Genomic DNA, 20,991 nt, shown 5'->3' on the forward strand with positions numbered 1-20,991 from the left:
GAAATTCCGATTCCGTCAAGGCGCCGATTCGCTGGGCTACGCTTGCAGGCAGCCGGCGGGCTCTCTGCGTCCTATCTTCGTGAAGGGAGAAATTTTTTCGCGCCACGGCTTGTCAGTTTTCCGGACTGGGCTACATTATTCGGAACCGATGTTCCGATTCCGAATAATAAGAACCCAACAGGAGGTCATCGTGACCAAGCAAGGACGAGGTCTGGGCGTTGCGACGCTGGCCATCTGCGGATTGCTGCCATCGACGCAGGCGACGGCATTCCAGGTACGTTCGGGCGACTGGACGACATCCCTCGACACGACACTGTCCTACGGCCTCAGCTACCGCATGGAGGATCAGGACCAGAAGCTGATCGCCCGCGCCAACGGCGGCCGGGGCGACAACTCGGCGCTGATCAACAGCGACGACGGCAACCTCAACTTCAAGCAGGGCGAGCTGTTTTCCGAGGTGGTGAAGGTCGTCTCGGAGATGGACCTGCGCTACCGCGACACCTACGGTCTGTTCCTGCGCGGCCGGGCGTTCTATGACTTCGAACTGGAAGACGACGAGCGCCGGCACCGGCAGATCAGCTCGGACGGCCTCGACGAAGCCGGCTCGGACGCGGAAATTCTCGACGCCTTCGTCTACGGCAGTTGGACTCTCGACGACCACGCGCTGAATGCGCGCCTGGGGCGGCAGGTAATCAACTGGGGCGAAGGGCTGTTCTACCAGAACGGCATCGGCGTCACCAATCCGGTGGACATCAACGCGCTGCGGGCGCCGGGCTCGGAAGTGAAGGAGGCCTACATGCCCACCTTCATGGCCTACGCCTCCTTCGAACTGCGCGAGAACCTGACCCTGGAAGGCTACTGGCAGCCGGGCTGGGCCTGGGAATCGTCGAAGATCGACCCCTGCGGGACCTACTACTCGACCCTCGACGTGATCGGCGAGGGCTGCAATTACCTGTCCGTCCCGCCGTTGCAGGAGCCCCTGCCCGGCGGACTGGCCTTCGACAACCCGGACCAACTGCAGGACTACCTCGACACCCTGCCGCCGGGATTCGTCAACGACCTGCTCCGTGGCTACCTGCCCACCACCTTCATCCCGCGCAGCCGCGACCTGGAAGCCGACGGCGCCGCCCAGTACGGCCTGGCCCTGCGCTGGTATGTGCCGGAGCTGAACGACACCGAGCTGGGCTTCTACTACCTGCGCTACAACATGAACGTGCCCATGCTCGGCCTGACCGTCGGCCAGCCCACCGTCCTGCCGGTGGTCGGCATGCTGCCGGTGGCGAGCAGTTCGAATTACTACGCCGAATACCTGGAAGACCGCGACCTGTTCGGCATCAGCTTCAACACCACCATCGGCGGCGACAGCTTCCTCAACGGCCTGTCGCTGGCGGGCGAGCTGAGCTATCGCCCGGACGCGCCCATTGCCCTGGGCCTCGGCGAATACCTGCCGACCGCACTGCTCGGCAACCTCGCCGGGCTGCCAGTGGGTACGCGGCTGGATGGCTACCGCGAGAAGAAGATGTACCAGGCGTCCCTGGTGGCCATCTACAACTTCAACGGCCTGCTGGACTCGGACTCCGCGACACTGCTGTCGGAGCTGGTGGCCAGCCGGGTCGAGGACCTGGAAGACGACGTCGATTACTACGACGCCACCACCCACGCCGTTGGCGCCCAGGCCAGCCTGTCGCTGACCTATACCAACGTGTTCAACCTGGTGAACCTGGTCCCCAACGTCAGCTACCAGTACGGGATCAACGGCATCGCGCCGCAACTCACCAACGGCATCGTCGAGAATGCCCGCAGCTACTCGCTGGGACTGGACGCCATCTACCAGGAGTCGTTGACCTTCGGCGTCAAGTACGTCGGCTACGCCGGCGGCGGGCTGGCCAACAAGCGCAGCGACCGCGACTACCTCAGCTTCAACGTCAAATACAGTTTCTGACAGGGACGGACACGCCATGACCACTCGACTGATGAGCGCAACCCTGGCCGCCGTGCTGCTCGGCGCCTCCCATGCCCTGGCCAAGGTTCCGGCGGACCAGGCCGCCCGCCTGGACGCCGACCTCACCCCGCTGGGTGCGGAGCGCGCCGGCAACGCGGCGGGGAGCATCCCCGCCTGGGACGGCGGCTTGGCGCGTTCGGCGAACGCCTACGATCCGACCCAGGGCTACAAGGACCCCTTCGCCGCCGACCAGCCGTTGTTCACCATCACCGCGGCCAACGCCGACCAGTACAAGGCGCAACTGAGTCCCGGCCAACTGGCGATGCTCAAGCGGTTCGCTTCCTGGAAACTGCCGGTCTATCCGAGCCGCCGCTCGGCGTCCTACCCGGCCAAGGTCTACGAGGCGGCCAAGGCCAACGCGCTCACCGCCAGCCTGATCGAGAACGGCAACGGCATCGCCGATTTCCAGGTCGCCACGCCATTTCCTATCCCGCAGTCGGCGCTGGAGGTGCTGTGGAACCACCTGACCCGCTACCGCGGCGACAGCGTCAAGCGCTACTACGCCCAGGCGGTGCCGCAGGCCAACGGCGACTACTTCATGACCAGCATCGAGGACCTGTTCCTGTTCAACGCCGATGCGGGCGACTACAGCAAGGGGAACGGCAACGTGCTGTTCTACTTCCGCCAGTCGGTGCTGGCGCCGGCACGCCTGGCCGGCACCGAACTGCTGGTGCACGAGACCGTCAACCAGGTGAAGGAGCCGCGTCTGGCCTGGCTCTACGCCGCCGGCCAGCGCCGCGTCCGGCGTACGCCCAACGTCGCCTACGACTCGCCCGGCACCGCTTCCGACGGCATGCGTACCACCGATAACTTCGACATGTTCTCCGGCGCGCCGGACAAGTACGACTGGCAACTGATGGGCAAGCAGGAAATGTATGTGCCCTACAACAACTACAAATTCGCGACCAAGACCAATACCTATGCGGACATCGTCAAGCCTGGCCATGTGAACCCGGACCTGCTGCGTTATGAGCTGCACCGGGTCTGGCATGTGCGCGCCACCTTGAAGAAAGGCATGCGGCATATTTATAAACAACGCGATCTGTATTTCGACGAAGACAGTTATCAGATCGTCGTGGTCGATCATTACGATAATCGGGATAACTTATGGCGTGTCGGCGAGTCCTATACGATCAATTATTACGACCAGCCGTTGTTATGGACGAAAGGCGATGCCGTATACGACTTGATCAGCGGCCGTTATGTCATCGGTATTCTTTCCAATCAGGAACCGGCCGATGAATTTTCCATCGCCCTGAAACCCAGCGATTTCACGCCGGCACAATTAAGACGGGACAGCCGGCGTTAAACGTCGGACACTTCGAGGTAATTAAGGACGAGACGGGAAAGTTCCTGCGGAATGGATTCCGCAGGCGTCATGCCGAGACTTCCGGTGAGGGTGTAGTAATTCATGCTGGCCAGCATCATATGCGCGGCGAGATCGGCCGCCTGGTCGGGATGCGGGTGGCGGATCGCCTGGGGCTGGGCCAGCACGATACGGCAGAACGCCTGGCCGATGGCAGCGTTGAGCTGGTGGAAACGCTGGCGGAACTGCAGGTCGCTGGAGCTGCGGCGGATCAAGGCGCGGAGCAGGCCTTCGCGCTGGGCGAACAGGGTAATGAGGGTACGGATGAAACGGTCGATGCGTTCGGAAGCGCTCAAGTCATCCCGCAGTAACGCTTCGATACTTTCATCGATGGCACTCTGGCTTTCTTTGACGAAACGTTCGTGCACGGCATAAAGAAGGATGTCCTTGTCACCGAGCAAACGATAGAAAGTTCCCACCGATGATTCGGCAAGTTGGGCGATCTGGGATATTCCGGTTTCTTCGAACGTATTATTGGCGAGCAGTTCGGCGGCCACATTGAGGAAGCGCTCGAGGGCTTTCTTACTGCGGGCCTGAGTGGGGCTGGCAAGACTGTACATGGCGAATTCCCGAACCGTAGCGATCGGATTCTAGTCGCATTCCTCGACGCAAGGCAAACAAGCGATTAGCGGGTAATAGACGAATAAAAAATTAATTGCCGACAGGAGAAAACCGGCATGGACTTTATCGAACTGAGCGGTGGCCGCTTCGGTTACATCTGCACAGGGCAGGGCACTCCCGTATTGCTGCTGCATGGCCTGGGCTCGTCGCTGCTGGACTGGCAGCCACAGATCGACCACCTGTCCCGGTCCTTTCGCGTCTACGCGCTGGACCTGCGCGGCCACGGTCGCAGCGAACCGCTGCGTGCCCGGCTGCGTCTGGCCGATCTCGCCGATGACGTGGCCGAGTTCATCCGCGCGAAAGAAATCGAGCCCTGCTTCGTCGTCGGTATTTCCATGGGCGGCATGATCGGCTTCCAACTGCTGGCATCGCACCCGGATATCGCCCGCGGCTTCGTCGCCATCAACAGCACGCCGAGTTTTCCGCTGGATTCCTTCGCCCTGCGCTGCCGGCTGGCGCTGCGCCTGCTGCTGATCCGCCTGCTCGGCCTGCGAACGCTCGGCTGGCTGCTGGCGCGCAAGCTGTTTCCCCATGCCGACCAAGCCGCGCTGCGGGCCCAGACCGCGGCACGCATCGCCGGCAACGACCGCACCTCCTACCTGCATGCGCTGCGGGCGATTCCCGGTTGGTCGGCGTGGCCGGCGCTGGAGAACGTCGCCACGCCGATGCTGATCGTCTCCGGCGACCGCGACTACACCCCGCTGGCCTACAAGCGCGACTATGTCCGCAAGTTGCGCAATGCCCGGCTGGTAGTCATAGAGGACTCCGGGCATGCCACCCCGCTGGACCAGCCGACCCGGCTCAATGCCGTGCTCGAGCGCTTTCTGGCCGACCCGGACGCTGCCCTGGCCGGCTGAGCCGATTACACTAGCGCGCTGTCATGTCATCGGCGCTTCGTCATGCAACTCTATCCCTGGGCACAGCCCACCTCGGCGGGCTTCACGCTGCGCGGCTGGCGCAGCGTGCCGTCTGGCAAACCCCTGCTGCATTTCCTCCACGGCAATGGCTTCTGCGGGCGCACCTACGAACCCATGCTCCAGCGCCTGGCGGAGTCCTTCGATCTCTGGCTGTGCGATGTCCAGGGCCATGGCGACAGCGACCACGGCGGGCGCTTCCATGGCTGGAACCGTAGCGCCGAGCTGGCAGTGGAAGCGTTCCAGGCCAACCGCGAAATGTTCGGCGGGGTGCCCTGTTTCGCCGCCGGGCACAGCTTCGGCGGGGTACTGACCAGCCTGATCCTGGCTCGCGAGCCGGCGCTTTTCCAACGTGCCGTGCTGCTCGACCCAGTGCTCTTCACGCCCACCCTGATCGGCGTGATGGCGCTCTCCGACGTGGTCGGCCTGTACCGGCGCAACACCCTGGCGCGCAAGGCCCGCGCCCGCCGCCGCCAGTGGCCCGACCGCACCACCGCCTTCGCTGCGCTGCAGGGGCGCGGGATGTTCAAGGGTTGGAGCGACGAATCGCTGTGGGCCTATGTGAACCACGCGCTGAAAGACGTGGAGGGTGGCGTCGAGCTGAAATGCCGGCCCAGTCGCGAGGCGGAAATCTTCAGTTCCTTTCCCCGTCGGCTGTGGCCGTCGCTGGCCAAGGTCCGCACCCAGACCCAGGTGATCTACGGGCAGACGAGCTACCCCTTCGTCGCCAAGTCGGTGGCGCGTTGGTGTGCGCTGAATCCGGTGGTGAGCGGGCAGGTCGTGCCCGGTGGGCATTGCTTCATGCAGGAAGACCCGCGCGCGGCGGCGGAGCGGGTGGCGGATTTCCTGTTGCAGCGCGGCTGATCGCTACTCGCCGCTCTTGCGCTCATGCTCGCGGCGCCAGGTGTCCATCTGGATCACCTTGGCCGACTCGCTGGCCCTGGCGACGAACGGATGCGGTGCCATCTCGATGGGGCCGGGATGGACGCCGAACATGACGATGCTGCCCGCGTGGCGCTGCTCGCCGGTGACGGTGAATTCGAAGCCGTACACCCGCGCCAGGCGCAGCCGGTTGCGGGCGTCGCGCAGCAGGGTGAAGCGGCGCAGGGCGACATTGCCGTCGAGCAGCTCCACATCCAGCTTGTCGCAATGCTGCTTGACCCTCGCCAGGGCGCGTTCGCGCACGCCGTGGCCATGCCATAGCCAGGCGCCGACGGTAGCCAGCAGCATGAAAATGAACAGATTACCGAGGGTCAGCATGATTGCACCGTCCACGGGGGGAGAGAGCAGCTTAACCGATCCGTGACGGCCGCTCAGCTTCTGCGGTGAATGGACGCACGCCGACGTCGTAATTGCGCCAGCTGCCTGTCCCAGCGACGCCGGGCCAAGGCATTCGAACAGCCTGTGGGAGCGAATTCATTCGCGATGGTGCGCAAGTTCTCTTCGCGGATAAATCCGCTCCCACAGATTACGTGCCACATCGGACCGCTCCTGGTAGGAGCCAGCTCTGCTGGCAAAGCTTCTGCGGTCGAAAGAGATACGACGGAGGCTCCGTTCACCCGCACTTTCCGCATCTCTCTGATGGCCTGCGGCTATCTGTCCCAGGGGCGGGAACTTCTGCTCCGGTAGGATAGCCTCTACTTGCAGTTCTATCCCTAAGGACTCCCGTGACCGCCCGCAGACGAAACCGACCTGCCGCATGGCTTGGCCTCTTCGCCATGCTCATGCTGTTCGTCGGTCCGTTGCTGTCCCAGGGGCTGGTCGAAACGCCGGTGCCTTCCGCGCACATGGCTCATGCCGGCCACGGCGATCACGCGGCCCATGACCCGCATGCCGGCCATGGCGTCGGCGCCATGCACGAACCCCACGATGCGCTCTGGGCCAAGTGCGGTTATTGCACGCTGCTGTTCAGTTGTCCGACGCTGAGCCAGGCGCCGGTCGATCCTGCTCCACCGTCCTACGGTCTCGCCACACCCTGTCCGCCGAGCCCGGCCAGCCAGGGTCATCCCAGCGCCGCCTTCTTCCCCGGTGCCCGTAGCCGCGCGCCTCCGCTGTCCGCCTGATCGCTTTTCCAACGCCGTTTCCGTTGCCGTTTCCGGCGCGTGCCTGCCTGCGCGCGCCGGACGCCCGGCATGACGGCCTTTGCCTTTGATCAGGAACACGATATGCCATTGGAAAACGCTTCCGCCCGGCCGGCGCATGGCGCCTGCCCGTTCGTCCAGAAACCCTCCCGGCTGCACTGGCAGCGGGCTTTCGCCGTCTTCGGCGGTCTGTTGCTGGCGCCATTCGCCAGCGCAGAGGAACATCAGCACGGCCAGGTGATCATCCTGGCGCCCAAGGTGGTCACCGCCGTAGCGCAAAGCTCGCCGCTGACCATCGTCGCGGACCCCAAGGATGCCCGCCAGCCGGTCCCGGCCAGCGATGGCGCCGACTACCTCAAGACCATCCCCGGCTTCGCCGCGATACGCAGCGGCGGGAGCAATGGCGACCCGGTACTGCGCGGCATGTTCGGCTCGCGCATCAACCTGCTGGCCAACGGCGGCCAGATGCTCGGCGCCTGTCCGGGGCGGATGGACGCGCCGACCTCCTACATCGCCCCGGAAACCTATGACCGCCTGACCGTGATCAAGGGCCCGCAGACCGTGCTCTGGGGCCCCGGCGCATCTGCCGGCACGGTGCTCTTCGAACGCGAGCCGGAGCGCTTCGGCGAACTCGGCAGCCGCATCGACGCCAGCCTGCTGGCCGGCTCCAACGGCCGCTTCGACCGCCTGCTGGACGCCGCCGCGGGCGGCGAACAGGGCTACCTGCGGCTGGTCGGCAACCGCGCCCAGGCCGACGACTACCGCGATGGCGACGGCGACACCGTGCCCTCGCGCTGGAACAAGTGGAACGCCGACGCCGCCCTCGGCTGGACGCCGGACGATGACACCCTGGTCGAGTTGACGGCCGGCAGCGGCGACGGCGAAGCCCGCTACGCCGGGCGCGGCATGGACGGCGTGCAGTTCAAGCGCGAAAGCCTCGGCCTGCGCCTGGAGAAGAGCAACCTCGGCGAGCATCTGGAAAAGGTCGAGGCCCGGCTCTACTACAACTACGCCGACCATTTGATGGACAACTACAGCCTGCGCAACGCGCCGGCCAGCGGGGCGATGGCCTCCAACGTCGACCGCCGCACGGTCGGCGGGCGATTGGCCGGCACCTGGCGCTGGGACGACCTGCAACTGATCGCCGGGGTCGACGGCCAGACCAACACCCACCGCAAGCGCAGTGGCATGGGCATCGACACCTACGACGACAAACCTTGGACCAAGGACGCCGCCTTCCACGGCTACGGCGCGTTCGGCGAGCTGACTTGGTTCGCCGGCGACCGCGACCGTCTGATCGGCGGCGCCCGGCTCGACCGCGCCACGGTGAAGGACTACCGCGACACCCTCGGCAGCGGCATGGCCACCATGCCCAACCCCACCGCCGACGAGCGCCGCGAAGACACCCTGCCCAGCGGCTTCCTGCGCTACGAGCACGACCAGGGCGGCGCCACCTGGTACGCGGGCCTCGGCCACGTCGAGCGCTTCCCGGACTACTGGGAACTGTTCTCCCCGCGCCAAGCGCCCACCGGCGAGGTGAACGCCTTCGACGGCATCGAGCCGGAGAAGACCACCCAACTGGACGTCGGCGTGCAGTACCGCGACAAGCGTCTGGACGCCTGGGTTTCCGCCTACGCCGGGGTGGTCCGCGACTTCATCCTGTTCGACTACCGCAGCGGCAGCTCGCGGGCGGAGAACATCGACGCCCGCATCATGGGCGGCGAAATGGGTGCGGCCTACCACCTGACCGAGCGCTGGACCACCGACGCCACCCTGGCCTACGCCTGGGGCGAGAACCGCAGCGACGACGAAGCTTTGCCGCAGATGCCGCCGCTGGAGGCGCGCTTCGGCCTGACCTACGCCACCGACGACTGGAGCGCCGGCACGCTCTGGCGGGTGGTGCGGGGGCAGAACCGGGTCGCCGTGGGCAAGGGCAACGTGGTCGGCAAGGATCTGGAGTCCAGCCCCGGTTTCGGCGTGCTGTCGCTCAACGGTGCCTATCGGGTGAGCGAACACCTGCGCCTCAGTGCCGGTGTCGACAACCTGCTCGGCAAGGATTACGCCGAACACCTCAACCTGGCGGGCAACGCCGGCTTCGGCTTCCCGGCGGACGATCCGCGCAGCATCCACGAACCCGGCCGGACCCTCTGGACCAAGGTCGATCTGTCCTTCTGACGACTGGAGGCGCCCTCTTACCGGGGGCGCTTTCCGTGGAGCCTTCCATGACAAGAAAAACCGTGCCTTCGTTCTACAACCTGGCCTGGCGCTGGCATTTCTACGCCGGGCTGTTCGTCGCGCCCTTCATGGTCCTGCTGGCGCTCACCGGGATCGTCTACCTGTACAAGCCGCAGCTCGATGCGTTGCTCTACGCCGACCTGCTGCAGGTCCCGGCGGGCGGGCAGCGGCTCGCCGCCGACGAACTGCTGGCGCGGGTTCGCGAGGCTTATCCACACGCGCAAGTCAGCCAGTACCTGCCGCCGCCCGACGCCGGGCGCAGCGCCCAGTTCGTCGCCACGCTGGACGGCCGCGAGCTGAACCTGTTCGTCGATCCCTACCGCGGCACTCTGCTCGGCAGCCAGGACGCGCAGAACAACCTGCAAGCCATCGCCCGCGCCCTGCACGGCGAACTGATGGTCGGCACCCTGGGCGACCGGTTGATCGAGCTGGCGGCGGGCTGGGGCATCGTCCTTGTGGTGTCCGGGCTCTACCTCTGGTGGCCGCGCGGGCAGGGTGGGGCGGGTGTGCTCTGGCCGCGCCTGGCGAGCCGGGGACGGCTGTTCTGGCGCGACCTGCATGCCGTGCTCGGCTTCTGGGGTGCGCTGCTCACGTTGTTCATGCTGCTCACCGGCATGACCTGGACCGGCTTCTGGGGCAAAACCTTCGCCGACGTTTGGAACCGCTTCCCGGTGGCGATGTGGAACGAGGTGCCGACCTCCGACCTGGAGGCGCGCAGCCTCAACAGCGCGGCCCGGCAGAACGTGCCTTGGGCGGTGGAGAATACCCCGCTGCCGATCTCCGGCGCCCATGCCGAACACCAGGGCCACGCCGGGCATGGCGTCGCCGCGCCGCAGATCGGCCTGCAACAGGTGGTGGATATCGCCGAGGCGCGTGGCGTGGTGCCCGGCTACGGCATCACCTGGCCCAAGGGCGAGAAGGGCGTGTTCACCATCGCAGTGTTCGCCGACGACCCGCGCAACGACGCCACGCTGCACATCGATCAGTACAGCGGCGCGGTGCTGGCCGACGTACGCTGGCGCGACTACGGCCCGGTGGCGCGCAGCGTCGAAACCGGCGTGATGCTGCACGAAGGTAAGATGTTCGGCTGGCCCAACCAGGTGCTGATGTTGGGCATTTGCCTGCTGATCCTGCTGAGTGCCGTCAGTGGCCTGGTGATGTGGTGGAAGCGCCGCCCCGCCGGGCGTTTCGGCGTTCCGCCGCTGCGCCACGACCTGCCGCTGTGGAAGGGCGGGGTGGCGATCATGCTGGTGCTCGGCGTCGTCTTCCCGCTGGTGGGGTTGTCGATGATCGCGGTCTGGCTGCTCGATCGGCTGTGGCTGGCGTGGCAGCCGGAGCGGGTTATCACATAGAACCTGGTTTCAACGCAGCAGGCCGGCGCGCGGAAGATCGTAGACCGGTTTACTCGTTCCAACTGCCCTTCAACTCCCGATAGCGCTGCTCCAGTTCTTCGCGGATCTGGCGGCGCTGCTGGGCCTGGGCGAAACGGCGCTTCTCGTCGGGCGTCACCGGTTCGCGCGGGGGGACCGGTGTCGGCTGGCGCTGGTCGTCCACCGCCACCATGGTGAAGAAACAACTGTTGGTGTGGCGGACCGAGCGCTCGCGGATGTTCTCGGTCACCACCTTGATGCCGATTTCCATGGACGTGCGCCCCGTGTAGTTCACCGAGGCGAGGAAGGTCACCAGTTCGCCCACATGGATCGGCTCGCGGAAGATCACCTGATCCACCGACAGGGTCACTACATAGCGCCCGGCGTAGCGGCTGGCGCAGGCATAGGCGACTTCGTCGAGGTATTTCAGCAGGGTGCCGCCATGGACATTGCCGGAAAAGTTGGCCATGTCCGGGGTCATCAGCACGGTCATCGACAGTTGGGCATTTCCGGGCTCCATGGCTCGCTCCTCGACTGCTGCGGCTATGTCCGGGCACCCTTGAAAACTACCTGCGTTGCCTCGCCTGCGTTTCCTGAAGTACCCGTTTCAGGTTTAGCAGGTAGATGAACGAATCTCCCGGCGAAGCACTTTTATGGCCGGCCAAACTTGTTTTTGTAGATATATCGACCAATAATGTTGATGAAGCAACTTGAGAGGTGATCCATGAGTTCTGCCGCGTTACGCCACGACATCCAGGATTTCGCGTCCGAAGACTCCCGCCGCGATCTCGCGCGGGTCATCGGCGCCCTGTTCGAACGCTGGGAACTGGATACCGACCTACAGATGCAACTGCTCGGCATGAGCCCGAAGAGCCGCAAGCAGTTGCCCCGCTACCGCGCCGGCGAAGCCGCGCTGCCCGCCAACCGCGACACCCTGGACCGCATCGGCTACCTGCTGGGCATCCACAAGGGGTTGCGCCTGTTGTTCCCCGAGGACGAAGAGTTGCGCTTCAGTTGGGTACGCCGGCGCAACCGTGCCCTGGAAGGCGAGACGCCGCTGGAAGTCATGGCGCGCGACGGCCTGATCGGCATCGCCCGGGTTGCCCGCCTGATCGACTTCCAGCGAGGACGCTGATGGCCCTGCTCGATACCACCTGCGATTTTTCCGGCACCGTCTACCGCAACATCGTCTCGTTGCGCGTCTCGGCCAACCTGTTCGACGACCTGGTCGCCGACAGCCGGGCCCAGGAGGCGGCCAACGACGCGGAGATGCGCGTGCGCAGCGTCGGCCCCGGCGTGATCGAACGGGGCCTGGCCTACAGCGAAGCCATCGGCTACCCGTTCGAGGCCGACACCAGCGTTGCCAGCCGCTACGGCGACGGCACCGTGCGCGTCTGGTACGGCGCCCTCGACGAAGACACCGCCCTGGCCGAGACCTGCTACCACCAGATCCAGATGCTCCGCGACATCGAAGGCGTCGACCGGGTGGTGACGCGCTACCGCAAGGTCTGGCAGGTCCAGGCGGCGGGCCTGTTCATCGACTTGCGCGGCAAGGAAACGGAATTCCCCGAACTGGTCGCCGACGACTACGCCTACACCCAGGCCATCGGAAAGCGCCTGTCCCACGAAGGCATCCCCGGCCTGCTCTACCCCTCGGCCCGCTGGCCCACCGGCGAATGCCTCGGCGCCTTCCGTGCCGACCCGCTGTCCCAGCCGATCCAGCTCTACGACCTTACCTACCGCATCGACCCCGTGGCCGGCGTGGTGGCGGTCGAACGCGAACCCGGTAAGCTGCTGTGCCGCCTGAGCCTGGAGCAGCTCCGACGGGCATAACCGTAGCCCGGATAAGCGCCAGCGCAATCCGGGAGCCAACCGGCAAGGAGGCCGGGCCATATGGTCAATTACCGACGCATCTATCTGAAAGGCGGCACTTACTTCATCACTCTGACTTTGCGTAATCGAAAGAGCGATCTGCTGGTTCGTCGTATCGATATTCTCCGTGATGCCGTGCGCGATGCCCGGCGTCGCCGGCCTTTCGACCTGCCGGCTGTGGTCGTCATGCCGGAACACATGCACCTGCTGATACGTCTGCCGATGGAGGACGATGATCACTCCGCACGTATCCGAGACATCAAATCCGGGTTCGTGAAAGGATTACGCGCGACCGGCGAAGCCATCCGACTCAACCGGCGCGGCGAGGCGGATGTCTGGCAGGCGCGGTATTGGGAACACTGCATACGGGATGAACCGGACTATGCCGCGCATGTGGATTACATCCACTACAACCCGGTGAAGCATGGGCTGGTGGCGCTGGCAAAGGACTGGCCGTGGTCCAGCTTCCGGCGATACGTAGAGCGCGGGGATCTGCCTCTGGATTGGGCGGGGGGTGTGGAAGCGCTTCGAGTGGGCGGGGACGATTGAGCCCGCTCCCGGATTGCGCCAAGGCTTATCCGGGCTACAGGTCCGAAGCCATACGCTGTAGTCCCGTAGCCCGAATAAGCGCCAGCGCAATCCGGGGGCCTCACTCCCGCTCCTCACGCCTGATTCAAATACCAACGCCAATCCTGCTCACCCACTTCACCCATGAATTCACGGTATTCGGCGTGCTTGATCGCCAGGTAGACCTTGAGGAAGTCGGCGCCGAGGGCGTCGCGGGCCCAGCTGGAGTCTTCCAGGGCGCGCAGGGCGGTGAGCCAGTCGGTGGGAAGGAACTCCCTGGCCTGGGCGTAGCCGTTGCCTTCGATGGGGGCGCCGGGGTCGAGCTGCTGGCGGATGCCGTGGTGGATGCCGGCGAGGATCGCCGCCGCCGCCAGATAGGGGTTGGCGTCCGCGCCGCAGATACGATGCTCGATGTGCCGGCTCTTCGCCGGGCCGCCCGGCACGCGCAGGCTCACGGTGCGGTTGTTGATTCCCCAGGTCGGCGCCAGCGGCGCGTAGCTGTTGGCCTGGAAGCGGCGGAACGAGTTGGCGTTGGGGCAGAACAGCGCCAGGCTGTCGAGCAGCGTGGCAAGCATGCCGCCTACCGAGTGCTTGAGCAGCGGCGTGCCTTCCGGCGCCTCGCTGGCATAGAGGTTGTTGCCGTCCGCGTCGGCCAGGCTCACGTGCATGTGCAGGCCGCTGCCGGAGAGGTCGCCGAACGGCTTGGCCATGAAGCAGGCCTGCAAGCCGTGGCGGTTGGCGACGCCCTTCACCAGGCGCTTGTAGCGCACCCCTTCGTCCATCGCCTGGAGGGCATCGAAACGGTGCTCCAGGGTGATTTCCACCTGCCCCGGCGCGTACTCGGAAATCGCCGTGCGCGCCGGCAGGCCCTGGGCCTCGCAGGCGGCGTAGAGATCGTCGAGGAACGGCTGTAGCTGTTCCAGTTCATAGATGCCATAGACCTGCGTGGCATGCGGCCGTGCGCCGTTCATCTGGCGCGCCGGCAGCGGTCGGCCGCCTTCGTCGCGCTCGCGGTCGATCAGGTAGAACTCCAGTTCGGCGGCCATCACCGGGTGGTAGCCGTCCGCCTTGAGCCCGTCGATCACCCGGGCGAGCACATGGCGCGGGTCGGCCACCGTCGCCGGCAGGCCCTGGGTCGGGTGCATGCTCACCTGCAACTGCGCGGTGGGCGCGCTGCGCCAGGGTTGCAGCACCAGGCTGCCGGGCAGCGGGTAGGCCCAGCAATCCGCGTCGCCGACCTCCCAGACCAGTCCGGAATCCTCCACGTCGTCGCCGTTGATGGTCAGGCCGAGGATGGTGCTCGGCAGCGGGCGGCCGCTTTCATAGATAGCCAATAGCTCTTCCCGGCGCAGCAACTTGCCGCGCGGTACGCCGTTGGGGTCGATGATGAACAGCTCGAAACTCTTCACCTCGGGATGGGCGGCGAGGAAGGTCTGGGCTTCGTTGAGATCGGCGAATCGCATGGGAATGTCCTTGTCGTGCGTCCGGGGGGCCTGGGTCAGGCGATGCGTGCGCCAGGGAGCGCGAGCAGTTCGCCGAGTGCCTGGTCGAGGGTGTCGATCAGCCGGTCGACGTCCTCGGCGCGGGTGTCCGGGCAGCACAGCGTCATGTTGTGGAACGGCGTGATCAGGATGCCGCGGTTGATCAGGTACAGGTGCAGGGTCTGCTGCAGGTGATCGTGGAACGCCGCCTCGGCCTCGGCGCCGGAGCGGGGCGGCTTGGCGCAGAACTGGAACTCGCAGCGTGCGCCCAGCTCGGTCACCGACCAGGCCAGCCCGTGCTTGTCGATCAGCCTGCGGAAGCCTTCGGCCAGGCGTGCCGCCAGCGGCAGCATGTGAGCGTAGGCCTGCTCGGTCATCACCTCTTCCAGGTTGGCGCGCATGCAGTGCATCGCCAGGGCGTTGGCCGATAGCGTGGTGCCCATGCCGCTGTGCCCGTGACCCTCGCCATGCTCGCTGGCGTGTTGGCGGACGATCTGCATGGCCTGCGCCATTTCCGCCGTGCAGCCGTACACGGAACAGGGCACGCCGCCGGCGATGGGCTTGCCGAGGGTGATGAAGTCCGGCTGCAGGTTCCAGGCGCGGGTGCAGCCGCCGGGGCCGGTGGAGATGGTGTGGGTTTCGTCGATGATCAGCAGGGTGCCGTACTGACGGGTGAGTTCGCGCAGCCGCTGGTGATAGCCCGGGTCGGGCAGGACCATGCCGATGTTGGTCATCGCCGGCTCGCACAGCACGGCGGCGACGTCGCCCTGGGCCAGCGCGGCTTCCAGGGCCTGGAGATCGTTGAAGGGAATCGCCCGGCTGTACTTGGCCAGGTTGCGCGCCTGGCCGAGCAGGCCGGGGCGGTGCACGGTGCGGCCTTCCTTGTGGCGCACCAGGGTGTCGTCGACGGTGCCGTGGTAGCAGCCGTCGAACACCAGCAGCGTGTTGCGCCCGGTGATCGCCCGCGCCCAGCGCAGTACGAAGCGGTTGGCGTCGGTGGCGGTGGTCGCCACCTGCCAGTAGGGCAGGCCGAAGCGGTCCGCCAGCCGCTCGCCGGCCACCACCGCGTCCTCGCCCGGCAGCATGGTGGTCAGGCCGTTGGCGCCCTGCTCGGCGATGGCGCGGGCGATGGGCGCTGGCGAATGGCCGAACATACTGCCGGTGTCGCCGAGGCAGAAATCCAGGTATTCATGGCCGTCCACGTCATAGAAGCGCGCACCCTGGGCGCGGCTGACGAACAGTGGGCAGGGCGTGGACCAGTCGCTCATCCAGTGCATGGGCACGCCGCCGAACAGCGAATGGCGGGCGCGCTCGGCGAGGGCGACGGACTTGGGATTCTGCTCGAGAAAACGGGCCCGTTCGCGGGCGGCCAGGATTTCCACGGCGCGATCGGCGATACCGCTGGCGGTCATGTTGAACACCTCGTTCGTTTTTTTGCACGCATCATTGTTTTGTGATCACAGGGCTGTCAATAGGACCGCGAAGAAAAGCTTTTTGAGGCCGTTGCCGACCGGTTCCGGTGTCTCCGCGACAATCGCTTCTCTTGCCGGTGCCTTGAACGAACGCCAGACTGTCTCACTCGCGTTACAGATTCAGCCAAACCGGCTCGGCCGGCGAAGACAGGGAACCTCCCGAGGATGGCCGAGAACCTTCAGGAACAGATGTACCAGCGCCTGCGCGAAGGCCTGCTGGCAGGGCGCTTCGAGCCCGGCGAAGCGCTGAAGCTCCGCGATCTGGCCGCGCGCTGGGGCACCAGCCCGATGCCGGTGCGCGCTGCCTTGCAACGGCTGGTCGCCGAAGGCGCGCTGGAGGGGGAGCCGCAGCGCTCGGTACGGGTGCCGGTCATGACGGCCGAGCGCCTGCTCCAGCTCTACCAAGTGCGGCTGAGCCTGGAAGGAATGGCGGCCGAGGAGGGCGCGCGGCGCCTGGACGCCGCCGGTCGCGCGCAACTGCACGCCTGCGCCGGGCGGATGGCTGCCGCCCTGGCGCGCCGCGATGCGCAGGGTTACCTGTACGACAACAGTCAGTTCCACCTGACGCTCTACCGCGCCAGCGGCAACCCGGTACTGCTCCGCCTGATCGAATCGCTCTGGCTACAGGCCGGCCCGCTGTTCAACCGGCTTTTCCGCGACACCGATCTGTCTCTGTTCAACGATTTCCACCAACACTGTCTCGATGCCCTGGACCGTGGCGACCCCTCGGCGGCGCGGCAGGCCATCGAACAGGACCTGCTGCACTTCCGGTCGATCCTGCTCGGCTTGTTCGAGGAGGCGGGGGTGGTTTGACGGCTCAGCTTTCCAGCCAGACATCCCTGGCCCAGTGCCAGACGGAATCCCAGCGCTCGTCGGTCAGCTCGGCTTCGTCGCCGGACCAGAGCACGACCTCGCCTTCCTGATCGACGCAGTAGTAATCGCCGCGGTCCTCGCAGATCGGCACCAGATCGCGCGGCACGCCCAGGTCCCAGGCGGTGGCGGCGACTTCCGGCAGGTAGGTATGGGACTGCGGGTCGGTCACGGTCACCGGCTCCAGGCGGCCGTAGACCACGTCGCTGACCTTGAGCAGGAACTCGCGCAGCTCGAAGGGCAGGTTAATCAGCAACTGCTCCTCGATTTCCACCAGAAGATCGTCGTCCGGCAGTTCCAGCGGTACCGGAACCGGTTCGTTCAATTCGCGCAGCTGTTCGATGACTTCTTCCACAGCAGTTCCCTCCCCAGAGAAAAGGCGCGTTTATACACCAGTGGCCGGGGCTCGGGGGCTCGACGTGCAGGGTGAAGCCTGTCGCGTCTCGCGGGCCACGCGGCCGGGTCGTTTCGTTGAGAGCCTAGTTGGTGGTCGCCGACTTGTGGCGAGCCAGCCGACGGTTAGCTTCCCGTGCGGACGATCAGCGATCAATGGCCATCAGGCGTTGTTGCAGACGGGTTAGAAAACCGACGTCGAAGGCGGTTTGCCGGTGGCCGCTGGGCTGCTCTTCGCGGCCCAGGATGAAGGCGGTCCACAGATAGCCGTTGCGCCGGTCGAGCCAGCACTCGGCACAGGCGATGCCCTGGTCGAGGGCTGGCTGGCAGTCTTCGAGCCAGACCAGTTCCAGGCCGGGATGGCCGTCGGCGGGTGGGATGGAGCAGAGATGGTCCTTGCGCATGGGGTTGTCCTTATCGTGGCTGATCGAGCATTCCGCTCGGCACGATTAGGCCGGATCGTTCCGGGGGAGGCCACGGACTTATCGTCACATTGAGTTCTTGGGCAGGGCCGCACCGTGCCGGTTTTGGGGACCGTTTGGCGGTATGTGGATAACTTGAAAACAGCGTTGGCCCTACCTTCGCCCCCTCTCCCCAGAGGGGCGAGGGCTGGGGAGAGGGGCGGAGGTGGGCCCTACGGCTTCACGCCGGTCACCGAGGTCTACCTGGAGGACGGCATTCCCCACATCGGCATGCGCCGGGTGTAGGAACCCGGGCTTTGCCCGGGCTCATCTTCAGGTCACGCGCCGCTCACGTCCGGCGCGGCCGCTCGCGCAGCGATGGCGAAGGTGGTGGTGACGGTGGGGTTGAACAGGCGTTGCAGGAGGGTCTTGACCGTGGTCAGGAGGATCAGCACGCCAACCGCCAGGATCAGGAAGTGATCGGAGAGGAAGTACAGGCCCGCCGCTACGATCAGACCGAAGATCAGCGCGGGACGGGCCGCTTGCAGGCGGGTCAGCCGGGTCGTGGACATGTCGAGTGTGCTCGGCAAGGCACGGGCGATTCGCTTCAGGGCGTGCTCCTTGACTGTCGGATTCAAGAATTCGAGGCTTTCCGATTGTTCCTTGCCGTCGGCCATGTAGCGCACATGAATGGTGTCGCGGAAGTGGTCGCTGGTTATCCCGACGATGCTGTCGATACCAATGCGTAGCTGCTTGCATTTGCTCGTGGCGAGCACCTGGTCGATCGATCCGCCCTGCTGATAGAGGCTCTGCACGTCGTCGCGGTTCTTCTTGTCGAAACGAATCGACAGCAATTCTTTCCCGTCGATGGCCACCAGCCGGTCGTCTTCGATGTCCAGCCAACTGTCGTCGGTAAAGAACCCCTCCGGCATGTAGCCTTTCGGCTCCCGGCCGAATAGCAGGGTCAGGATGAAATTGAGCACCAGGAACAAGGGTGCGACATAGGGAACGGCGTCGAAGACGTTCTCCATGGGCGATTCGTTGGCACGGTTTTCCACCACCAGCCCGGGTTCGCTGTTTTCCGGCTGGCCTTCGATGAACCAGACCGGCAGGGTTTCCTGACCGTTCAGGGCCCGGTACTCGGAGCTGGAAATGGGGAAGGTTTCCTGATAGTCGGTGCCGTTCAGGGCGAAGCGGTAGGTCAGTGTGTAGACGTCCCGCGTGCGCCGCCGGCCTTTGGCCGTGCGGTACTCTTCTTCGCTATGGTCGAGGCTGAGGATGGCGGCCTGGGTCTCGCTGTGCTGCTTGACCAGTGCAATGGCCTTGAGCTGTTCGGGGCCCTTGATGAAGTAGACGGCGCTGAGAGTGATCACGGCGAGCAGGATCATCGCCGTGCGAATCCAGAGTCTGCGCTTCTGGCCCGGGCTTCTGAGTTTCTTGGGCATCCTTGCGGTTTCCTTGTGTGGGTGGCTCGAGCTTCCTGTCGATGCGCGTGGCGCATCCGGCCTTGGATCGAGAAGAGTCAGGGCGCTGTCGTTCTGGCGCGACGCGGGCCGGATGGCAGTATGATTTCAAAATGTTACTGGCCACAAGCCAGTATCTGGTTGGATTCGCAAGCCAGATGCGTGAAATGTGACGTATCGCAGAAACAAAAAACCCGGGCCAGGCCCGGGTTCTGTCGATGCGAGGGGGATCAGCCGTTCTGCCGGATACCCGCCACCAGCCAGGGCTTGTTCTCGCCCTGTTCGCGCTCCATGCGCCAGCTTTCGCTGAAGAACTCTCCCTGATCGAAGCGGGAGGTCTTGGCCACGCCGGTGAAGGTGAGGGTGGCGATGGTCTTGTCTTCCAGGTCGTCGAGCCCGTCCAGGCTCACCTGCAGGTTGTCGATGTAGGTGGACTGGAAGCCGTCGCCCAGGCTGGCGCGCTCCTGCTTGAGGAAGTCGAGCATCTGCGGAGTGACGAACTCGGCGATCTTGTCCATCTCGGCGGCATCCCAGTGCTGCTGCAAGGCCATGAAGTGTTCACGGCCGGCGTCCAGGAAGCGCTGTTCGTTGAACCAGGCCGGTGCGTTGATTACCGGACGGGCAGCCGCGGCCGGAGCGGCGCTGCCGAAGATCGGTTGCTGCGGCATGTCGCGGTGCTGCGGGGCGTGGCCGGCCATGGCCGGTTGCTGCTGCTGGCGGCGTGCAGCGAGGAAGCGGAACAGCAGGAAGGCGATCAGGCCGAAGATCAGGATGTCGAGCAGTTGCAGGCCCTGGAAGCCATCGCCGAACAGCATGGCGGCGAGCAGGCCGCCGGCGGCGATACCGGCCAGCGGGCCGAGCCAGCGCGAAGCACCGCTGGCGGCGGCGGGCTGGCGGCCGGCGGTCGGGGTGGTGGCGGTGGTCGACGGTTGGGTGGCCTGGCGAGTCTGTGTGGTCTGGTGGGTCGGCGTGGAGCCAAAGGTCTTGCCGCCGCCGAGACGCTTGGCGTTGGCGTCGAGGCTGAGGGTCAGGCCGACACACAGGGCCAGGACGAGGCTGAGGAAACGCTGCATTGTTGAGCTTCTCTCTAAGTTATTGAAACTTCGCGCGTCATGGTGCCCAGCCCGGGCGGCGACGGCCAGCGGCAGAATGTTTCGGGGTTTTGCCCCGTTGCGCTGGAAGCGAATCGCTCAGGTCGCCGATTCCTCGCGCAGCAGCAGCGTCAGCGGGCTGCTGCGCAATTGCCGGCGCAGGTGGGCGCGCAGGTCCGCTTCGTCTTCGTCGGGATGGCGCAGCCAGTGAACGAAAGTGCAGAGGTAGGCGGCGGTCAGCGCGGTCTCCTCGGCGATGCGGGTGAGGTGGGTGGTGTGCCGCTGGGCCGCCTCGCGCCACCATTGCACGGTGCGGCTGACCCGCAGCAGGCCTCCCAATTGCAGGTGGATGTGCCCTGGCTCGAGCTTATAGAGCAGCATCTGGCGGGTGACGGCGCGGTGGGTGGAAAGGCTGGCGAGCCAGGCAACGAGCAGTTCTTCCAGGCGCTTAGCCGGGCTCAGGACGAGGAGGTCGGTGGCCTTGGCGCGGCGCAGCATGGCCTGGTCGGCGCGGTCGAACCAGGCTTCGACCAGATCGTCCTTCTGCCGGAAGTGCTTGGCGATGGCATCGAGCCCGACGTCCAGGCGGGCGGCCACCACGTAGAGATGCAGGCGTTCCCAGCCGGTGAAGTCGGCGAGGTCGAGAGCGGTATCGAGAATCTGGTCGGCGGTCGGGGCTTTTTTCATTCGGACATACCTCGCCGGGGAAGTATGGCCGTTCGTCCGGAGGGCGCGGGCGGAGGCGACAAACGGAGGAAGGAGGGCCCTTCCCGGTGAGTCGTTGGGCGAATG

The 20,991-nt window shown here is 65.5% G+C and carries 21 protein-coding genes and 1 pseudogene; 12 read left to right on the forward strand and 10 right to left on the reverse strand.

Annotated features, from left to right (window positions below):
* Positions 1 to 190: 190 nt before the first annotated feature.
* Complete coding sequence (locus BZL41_RS25490; RefSeq protein WP_168191070.1) at positions 191 to 1,942, forward strand: DUF1302 domain-containing protein; 1,752 nt, start codon at positions 191 to 193, stop codon at positions 1,940 to 1,942.
* A 16-nt stretch (positions 1,943 to 1,958) separates the two neighbouring features.
* Positions 1,959 to 3,311, forward strand: coding sequence for a DUF1329 domain-containing protein (locus BZL41_RS25495; protein WP_095601849.1), 1,353 nt, complete (start codon positions 1,959 to 1,961; stop codon positions 3,309 to 3,311).
* Here the strand turns inward: BZL41_RS25495 and BZL41_RS25500 are convergent.
* Entirely contained in the window at positions 3,308 to 3,928 is a 621-nt protein-coding gene (locus BZL41_RS25500; RefSeq protein ID WP_095601850.1) for a TetR/AcrR family transcriptional regulator, read from the reverse strand. The two genes, BZL41_RS25495 and BZL41_RS25500, sit on opposite strands and share 4 nt — an antisense overlap.
* Positions 3,929 to 4,045: 117 nt before the next feature.
* Between BZL41_RS25500 and BZL41_RS25505 the strand changes: the two genes are divergently transcribed.
* Both BZL41_RS25505 and BZL41_RS25510 read left to right on the forward strand, forming a co-directional pair.
* Positions 4,046 to 4,846: an alpha/beta fold hydrolase gene (locus BZL41_RS25505; RefSeq protein WP_095601851.1), complete on the forward strand. Its 801-nt coding sequence runs from the start codon at positions 4,046 to 4,048 to the stop codon at positions 4,844 to 4,846.
* A 42-nt stretch (positions 4,847 to 4,888) separates the two neighbouring features.
* Positions 4,889 to 5,767: an alpha/beta fold hydrolase gene (locus BZL41_RS25510; protein ID WP_095601852.1), complete on the forward strand. Its 879-nt coding sequence runs from the start codon at positions 4,889 to 4,891 to the stop codon at positions 5,765 to 5,767.
* 3 nt (positions 5,768 to 5,770) lie between these two features.
* On the opposite strand, the gene BZL41_RS25515 is transcribed toward BZL41_RS25510, so the two are convergent.
* The gene (locus BZL41_RS25515; RefSeq protein ID WP_095601853.1) at positions 5,771 to 6,163 is read right to left on the reverse strand and encodes a DUF3301 domain-containing protein; all 393 of its coding nucleotides are present in this window, start codon (positions 6,161 to 6,163) and stop codon (positions 5,771 to 5,773) included.
* Between the two features lie 407 nt (positions 6,164 to 6,570).
* Here BZL41_RS25515 and BZL41_RS25520 point away from each other — a divergent pair, with 407 nt between their 5' ends.
* The 3 genes from BZL41_RS25520 (at position 6,571) to BZL41_RS25530 (ending at position 10,571) form a co-directional block, all read left to right on the forward strand.
* Positions 6,571 to 6,966 (forward strand): DUF2946 domain-containing protein, encoded by a 396-nt coding sequence (locus tag BZL41_RS25520; RefSeq protein WP_256578242.1) that lies wholly within the window; start codon positions 6,571 to 6,573, stop codon positions 6,964 to 6,966.
* A 102-nt stretch (positions 6,967 to 7,068) separates the two neighbouring features.
* A complete protein-coding gene (locus BZL41_RS25525) occupies positions 7,069 to 9,159 on the forward strand; it encodes a TonB-dependent copper receptor (RefSeq protein ID WP_095601855.1) in 2,091 nt (696 codons plus the stop codon).
* 47 nt (positions 9,160 to 9,206) lie between these two features.
* A complete protein-coding gene (locus tag BZL41_RS25530) occupies positions 9,207 to 10,571 on the forward strand; it encodes a PepSY domain-containing protein (protein ID WP_095601856.1) in 1,365 nt (454 codons plus the stop codon).
* Between the two features lie 49 nt (positions 10,572 to 10,620).
* On the opposite strand, the gene BZL41_RS25535 is transcribed toward BZL41_RS25530, so the two are convergent.
* Positions 10,621 to 11,109 (reverse strand): acyl-CoA thioesterase, encoded by a 489-nt coding sequence (locus BZL41_RS25535; protein ID WP_084339221.1) that lies wholly within the window; start codon positions 11,107 to 11,109, stop codon positions 10,621 to 10,623.
* Between the two features lie 204 nt (positions 11,110 to 11,313).
* On the opposite strand from BZL41_RS25535, the gene BZL41_RS25540 reads away from it, so the two are divergent.
* From BZL41_RS25540 to BZL41_RS25550, 3 genes are read left to right on the forward strand one after another with little or no spacing between them, the layout of a single operon-like run.
* The gene (locus BZL41_RS25540) at positions 11,314 to 11,724 is read left to right on the forward strand and encodes an MbcA/ParS/Xre antitoxin family protein (RefSeq protein ID WP_095601857.1); all 411 of its coding nucleotides are present in this window, start codon (positions 11,314 to 11,316) and stop codon (positions 11,722 to 11,724) included.
* On the forward strand, positions 11,724 to 12,422 hold the full coding sequence (locus BZL41_RS25545; protein ID WP_095601858.1) for an RES family NAD+ phosphorylase: 699 nt from the start codon (positions 11,724 to 11,726) through the stop codon (positions 12,420 to 12,422). The genes BZL41_RS25540 and BZL41_RS25545 overlap by 1 nt, the downstream gene beginning before the upstream one ends.
* Before the next feature lie 60 nt (positions 12,423 to 12,482).
* Positions 12,483 to 13,010 (forward strand): transposase, encoded by a 528-nt coding sequence (locus BZL41_RS25550; protein ID WP_095601859.1) that lies wholly within the window; start codon positions 12,483 to 12,485, stop codon positions 13,008 to 13,010.
* 113 nt (positions 13,011 to 13,123) lie between these two features.
* Here the strand turns inward: BZL41_RS25550 and BZL41_RS25555 are convergent, their stop codons facing one another.
* Both BZL41_RS25555 and BZL41_RS25560 read right to left on the reverse strand, forming a co-directional pair.
* Positions 13,124 to 14,491: a glutamine synthetase family protein gene (locus BZL41_RS25555; protein WP_095601860.1), complete on the reverse strand. Its 1,368-nt coding sequence runs from the start codon at positions 14,489 to 14,491 to the stop codon at positions 13,124 to 13,126.
* A gap of 35 nt (positions 14,492 to 14,526) precedes the next feature.
* Positions 14,527 to 15,921: an aspartate aminotransferase family protein gene (locus tag BZL41_RS25560; protein ID WP_095601861.1), complete on the reverse strand. Its 1,395-nt coding sequence runs from the start codon at positions 15,919 to 15,921 to the stop codon at positions 14,527 to 14,529.
* Positions 15,922 to 16,146: 225 nt separating this feature from the next.
* Here BZL41_RS25560 and BZL41_RS25565 point away from each other — a divergent pair, with 225 nt between their 5' ends.
* Complete coding sequence (locus BZL41_RS25565) at positions 16,147 to 16,794, forward strand: GntR family transcriptional regulator (protein WP_095601862.1); 648 nt, start codon at positions 16,147 to 16,149, stop codon at positions 16,792 to 16,794.
* Positions 16,795 to 16,798: 4 nt separating this feature from the next.
* On the opposite strand, the gene BZL41_RS25570 is transcribed toward BZL41_RS25565, so the two are convergent.
* Together BZL41_RS25570 and BZL41_RS25575 are read right to left on the reverse strand one after the other, a co-directional pair.
* Positions 16,799 to 17,206 carry an SMI1/KNR4 family protein gene (locus BZL41_RS25570; protein WP_095601863.1) on the reverse strand — a complete coding sequence of 136 codons (408 nt, stop codon included), beginning with the start codon at positions 17,204 to 17,206 and terminating at the stop codon, positions 16,799 to 16,801.
* A gap of 184 nt (positions 17,207 to 17,390) precedes the next feature.
* The gene (locus tag BZL41_RS25575) at positions 17,391 to 17,648 is read right to left on the reverse strand and encodes a LasR-specific antiactivator QslA (protein WP_095601864.1); all 258 of its coding nucleotides are present in this window, start codon (positions 17,646 to 17,648) and stop codon (positions 17,391 to 17,393) included.
* Positions 17,649 to 17,873: 225 nt separating this feature from the next.
* Here BZL41_RS25575 and BZL41_RS29215 point away from each other — a divergent pair.
* Positions 17,874 to 17,951: pseudogene (locus BZL41_RS29215) on the forward strand (GNAT family N-acetyltransferase); the annotation flags it as partial.
* Between the two features lie 32 nt (positions 17,952 to 17,983).
* Here BZL41_RS29215 and BZL41_RS25585 read toward each other — a convergent pair.
* The 3 genes from BZL41_RS25585 to BZL41_RS25595 all read right to left on the reverse strand — a co-directional run bounded on the left by BZL41_RS25585 (position 17,984) and on the right by BZL41_RS25595 (position 20,886).
* Entirely contained in the window at positions 17,984 to 19,090 is a 1,107-nt protein-coding gene (locus tag BZL41_RS25585; RefSeq protein ID WP_095601865.1) for a hypothetical protein, read from the reverse strand.
* Between the two features lie 248 nt (positions 19,091 to 19,338).
* Positions 19,339 to 20,181 (reverse strand): Tim44 domain-containing protein, encoded by an 843-nt coding sequence (locus tag BZL41_RS25590; RefSeq protein ID WP_095601866.1) that lies wholly within the window; start codon positions 20,179 to 20,181, stop codon positions 19,339 to 19,341.
* 117 nt (positions 20,182 to 20,298) lie between these two features.
* Positions 20,299 to 20,886, reverse strand: coding sequence for a TetR/AcrR family transcriptional regulator (locus BZL41_RS25595; protein ID WP_095601867.1), 588 nt, complete (start codon positions 20,884 to 20,886; stop codon positions 20,299 to 20,301).
* Positions 20,887 to 20,991: the final 105 nt, after the last annotated feature.

It is taken from the genome of Pseudomonas sp. PIC25 (genome assembly GCF_002286785.1).
GTDB lineage: Bacteria > Pseudomonadota > Gammaproteobacteria > Pseudomonadales > Pseudomonadaceae > Pseudomonas_M.

What these genes read in the sequence shown, in the direction of transcription:
- BZL41_RS25515 (WP_095601853.1), bottom strand. Translation starts at nt 6,163, where the DNA reads ATGCTGACCCTCGGTAATCTGTTCATTTTCATGCTGCTGGCTACCGTC.
- BZL41_RS25500 (WP_095601850.1), bottom strand. Translation starts at nt 3,928, where the DNA reads ATGTACAGTCTTGCCAGCCCCACTCAGGCCCGCAGTAAGAAAGCCCTC.
- BZL41_RS25550 (WP_095601859.1), top strand. Translation starts at nt 12,483, where the DNA reads ATGGTCAATTACCGACGCATCTATCTGAAAGGCGGCACTTACTTCATC.
- BZL41_RS25575 (WP_095601864.1), bottom strand. Translation starts at nt 17,648, where the DNA reads ATGCGCAAGGACCATCTCTGCTCCATCCCACCCGCCGACGGCCATCCC.
- BZL41_RS25510 (WP_095601852.1), top strand. Translation starts at nt 4,889, where the DNA reads ATGCAACTCTATCCCTGGGCACAGCCCACCTCGGCGGGCTTCACGCTG.
- BZL41_RS25560 (WP_095601861.1), bottom strand. Translation starts at nt 15,921, where the DNA reads ATGACCGCCAGCGGTATCGCCGATCGCGCCGTGGAAATCCTGGCCGCC.
- BZL41_RS25505 (WP_095601851.1), top strand. Translation starts at nt 4,046, where the DNA reads ATGGACTTTATCGAACTGAGCGGTGGCCGCTTCGGTTACATCTGCACA.
- BZL41_RS25530 (WP_095601856.1), top strand. Translation starts at nt 9,207, where the DNA reads ATGACAAGAAAAACCGTGCCTTCGTTCTACAACCTGGCCTGGCGCTGG.
- BZL41_RS25495 (WP_095601849.1), top strand. Translation starts at nt 1,959, where the DNA reads ATGACCACTCGACTGATGAGCGCAACCCTGGCCGCCGTGCTGCTCGGC.
- BZL41_RS25555 (WP_095601860.1), bottom strand. Translation starts at nt 14,491, where the DNA reads ATGCGATTCGCCGATCTCAACGAAGCCCAGACCTTCCTCGCCGCCCAT.
- BZL41_RS25545 (WP_095601858.1), top strand. Translation starts at nt 11,724, where the DNA reads ATGGCCCTGCTCGATACCACCTGCGATTTTTCCGGCACCGTCTACCGC.
- BZL41_RS25590 (WP_095601866.1), bottom strand. Translation starts at nt 20,181, where the DNA reads ATGCAGCGTTTCCTCAGCCTCGTCCTGGCCCTGTGTGTCGGCCTGACC.
- BZL41_RS25595 (WP_095601867.1), bottom strand. Translation starts at nt 20,886, where the DNA reads ATGAAAAAAGCCCCGACCGCCGACCAGATTCTCGATACCGCTCTCGAC.
- BZL41_RS25540 (WP_095601857.1), top strand. Translation starts at nt 11,314, where the DNA reads ATGAGTTCTGCCGCGTTACGCCACGACATCCAGGATTTCGCGTCCGAA.
- BZL41_RS25565 (WP_095601862.1), top strand. Translation starts at nt 16,147, where the DNA reads ATGGCCGAGAACCTTCAGGAACAGATGTACCAGCGCCTGCGCGAAGGC.
- BZL41_RS25585 (WP_095601865.1), bottom strand. Translation starts at nt 19,090, where the DNA reads ATGCCCAAGAAACTCAGAAGCCCGGGCCAGAAGCGCAGACTCTGGATT.
- BZL41_RS25535 (WP_084339221.1), bottom strand. Translation starts at nt 11,109, where the DNA reads ATGGAGCCCGGAAATGCCCAACTGTCGATGACCGTGCTGATGACCCCG.
- BZL41_RS25525 (WP_095601855.1), top strand. Translation starts at nt 7,069, where the DNA reads ATGCCATTGGAAAACGCTTCCGCCCGGCCGGCGCATGGCGCCTGCCCG.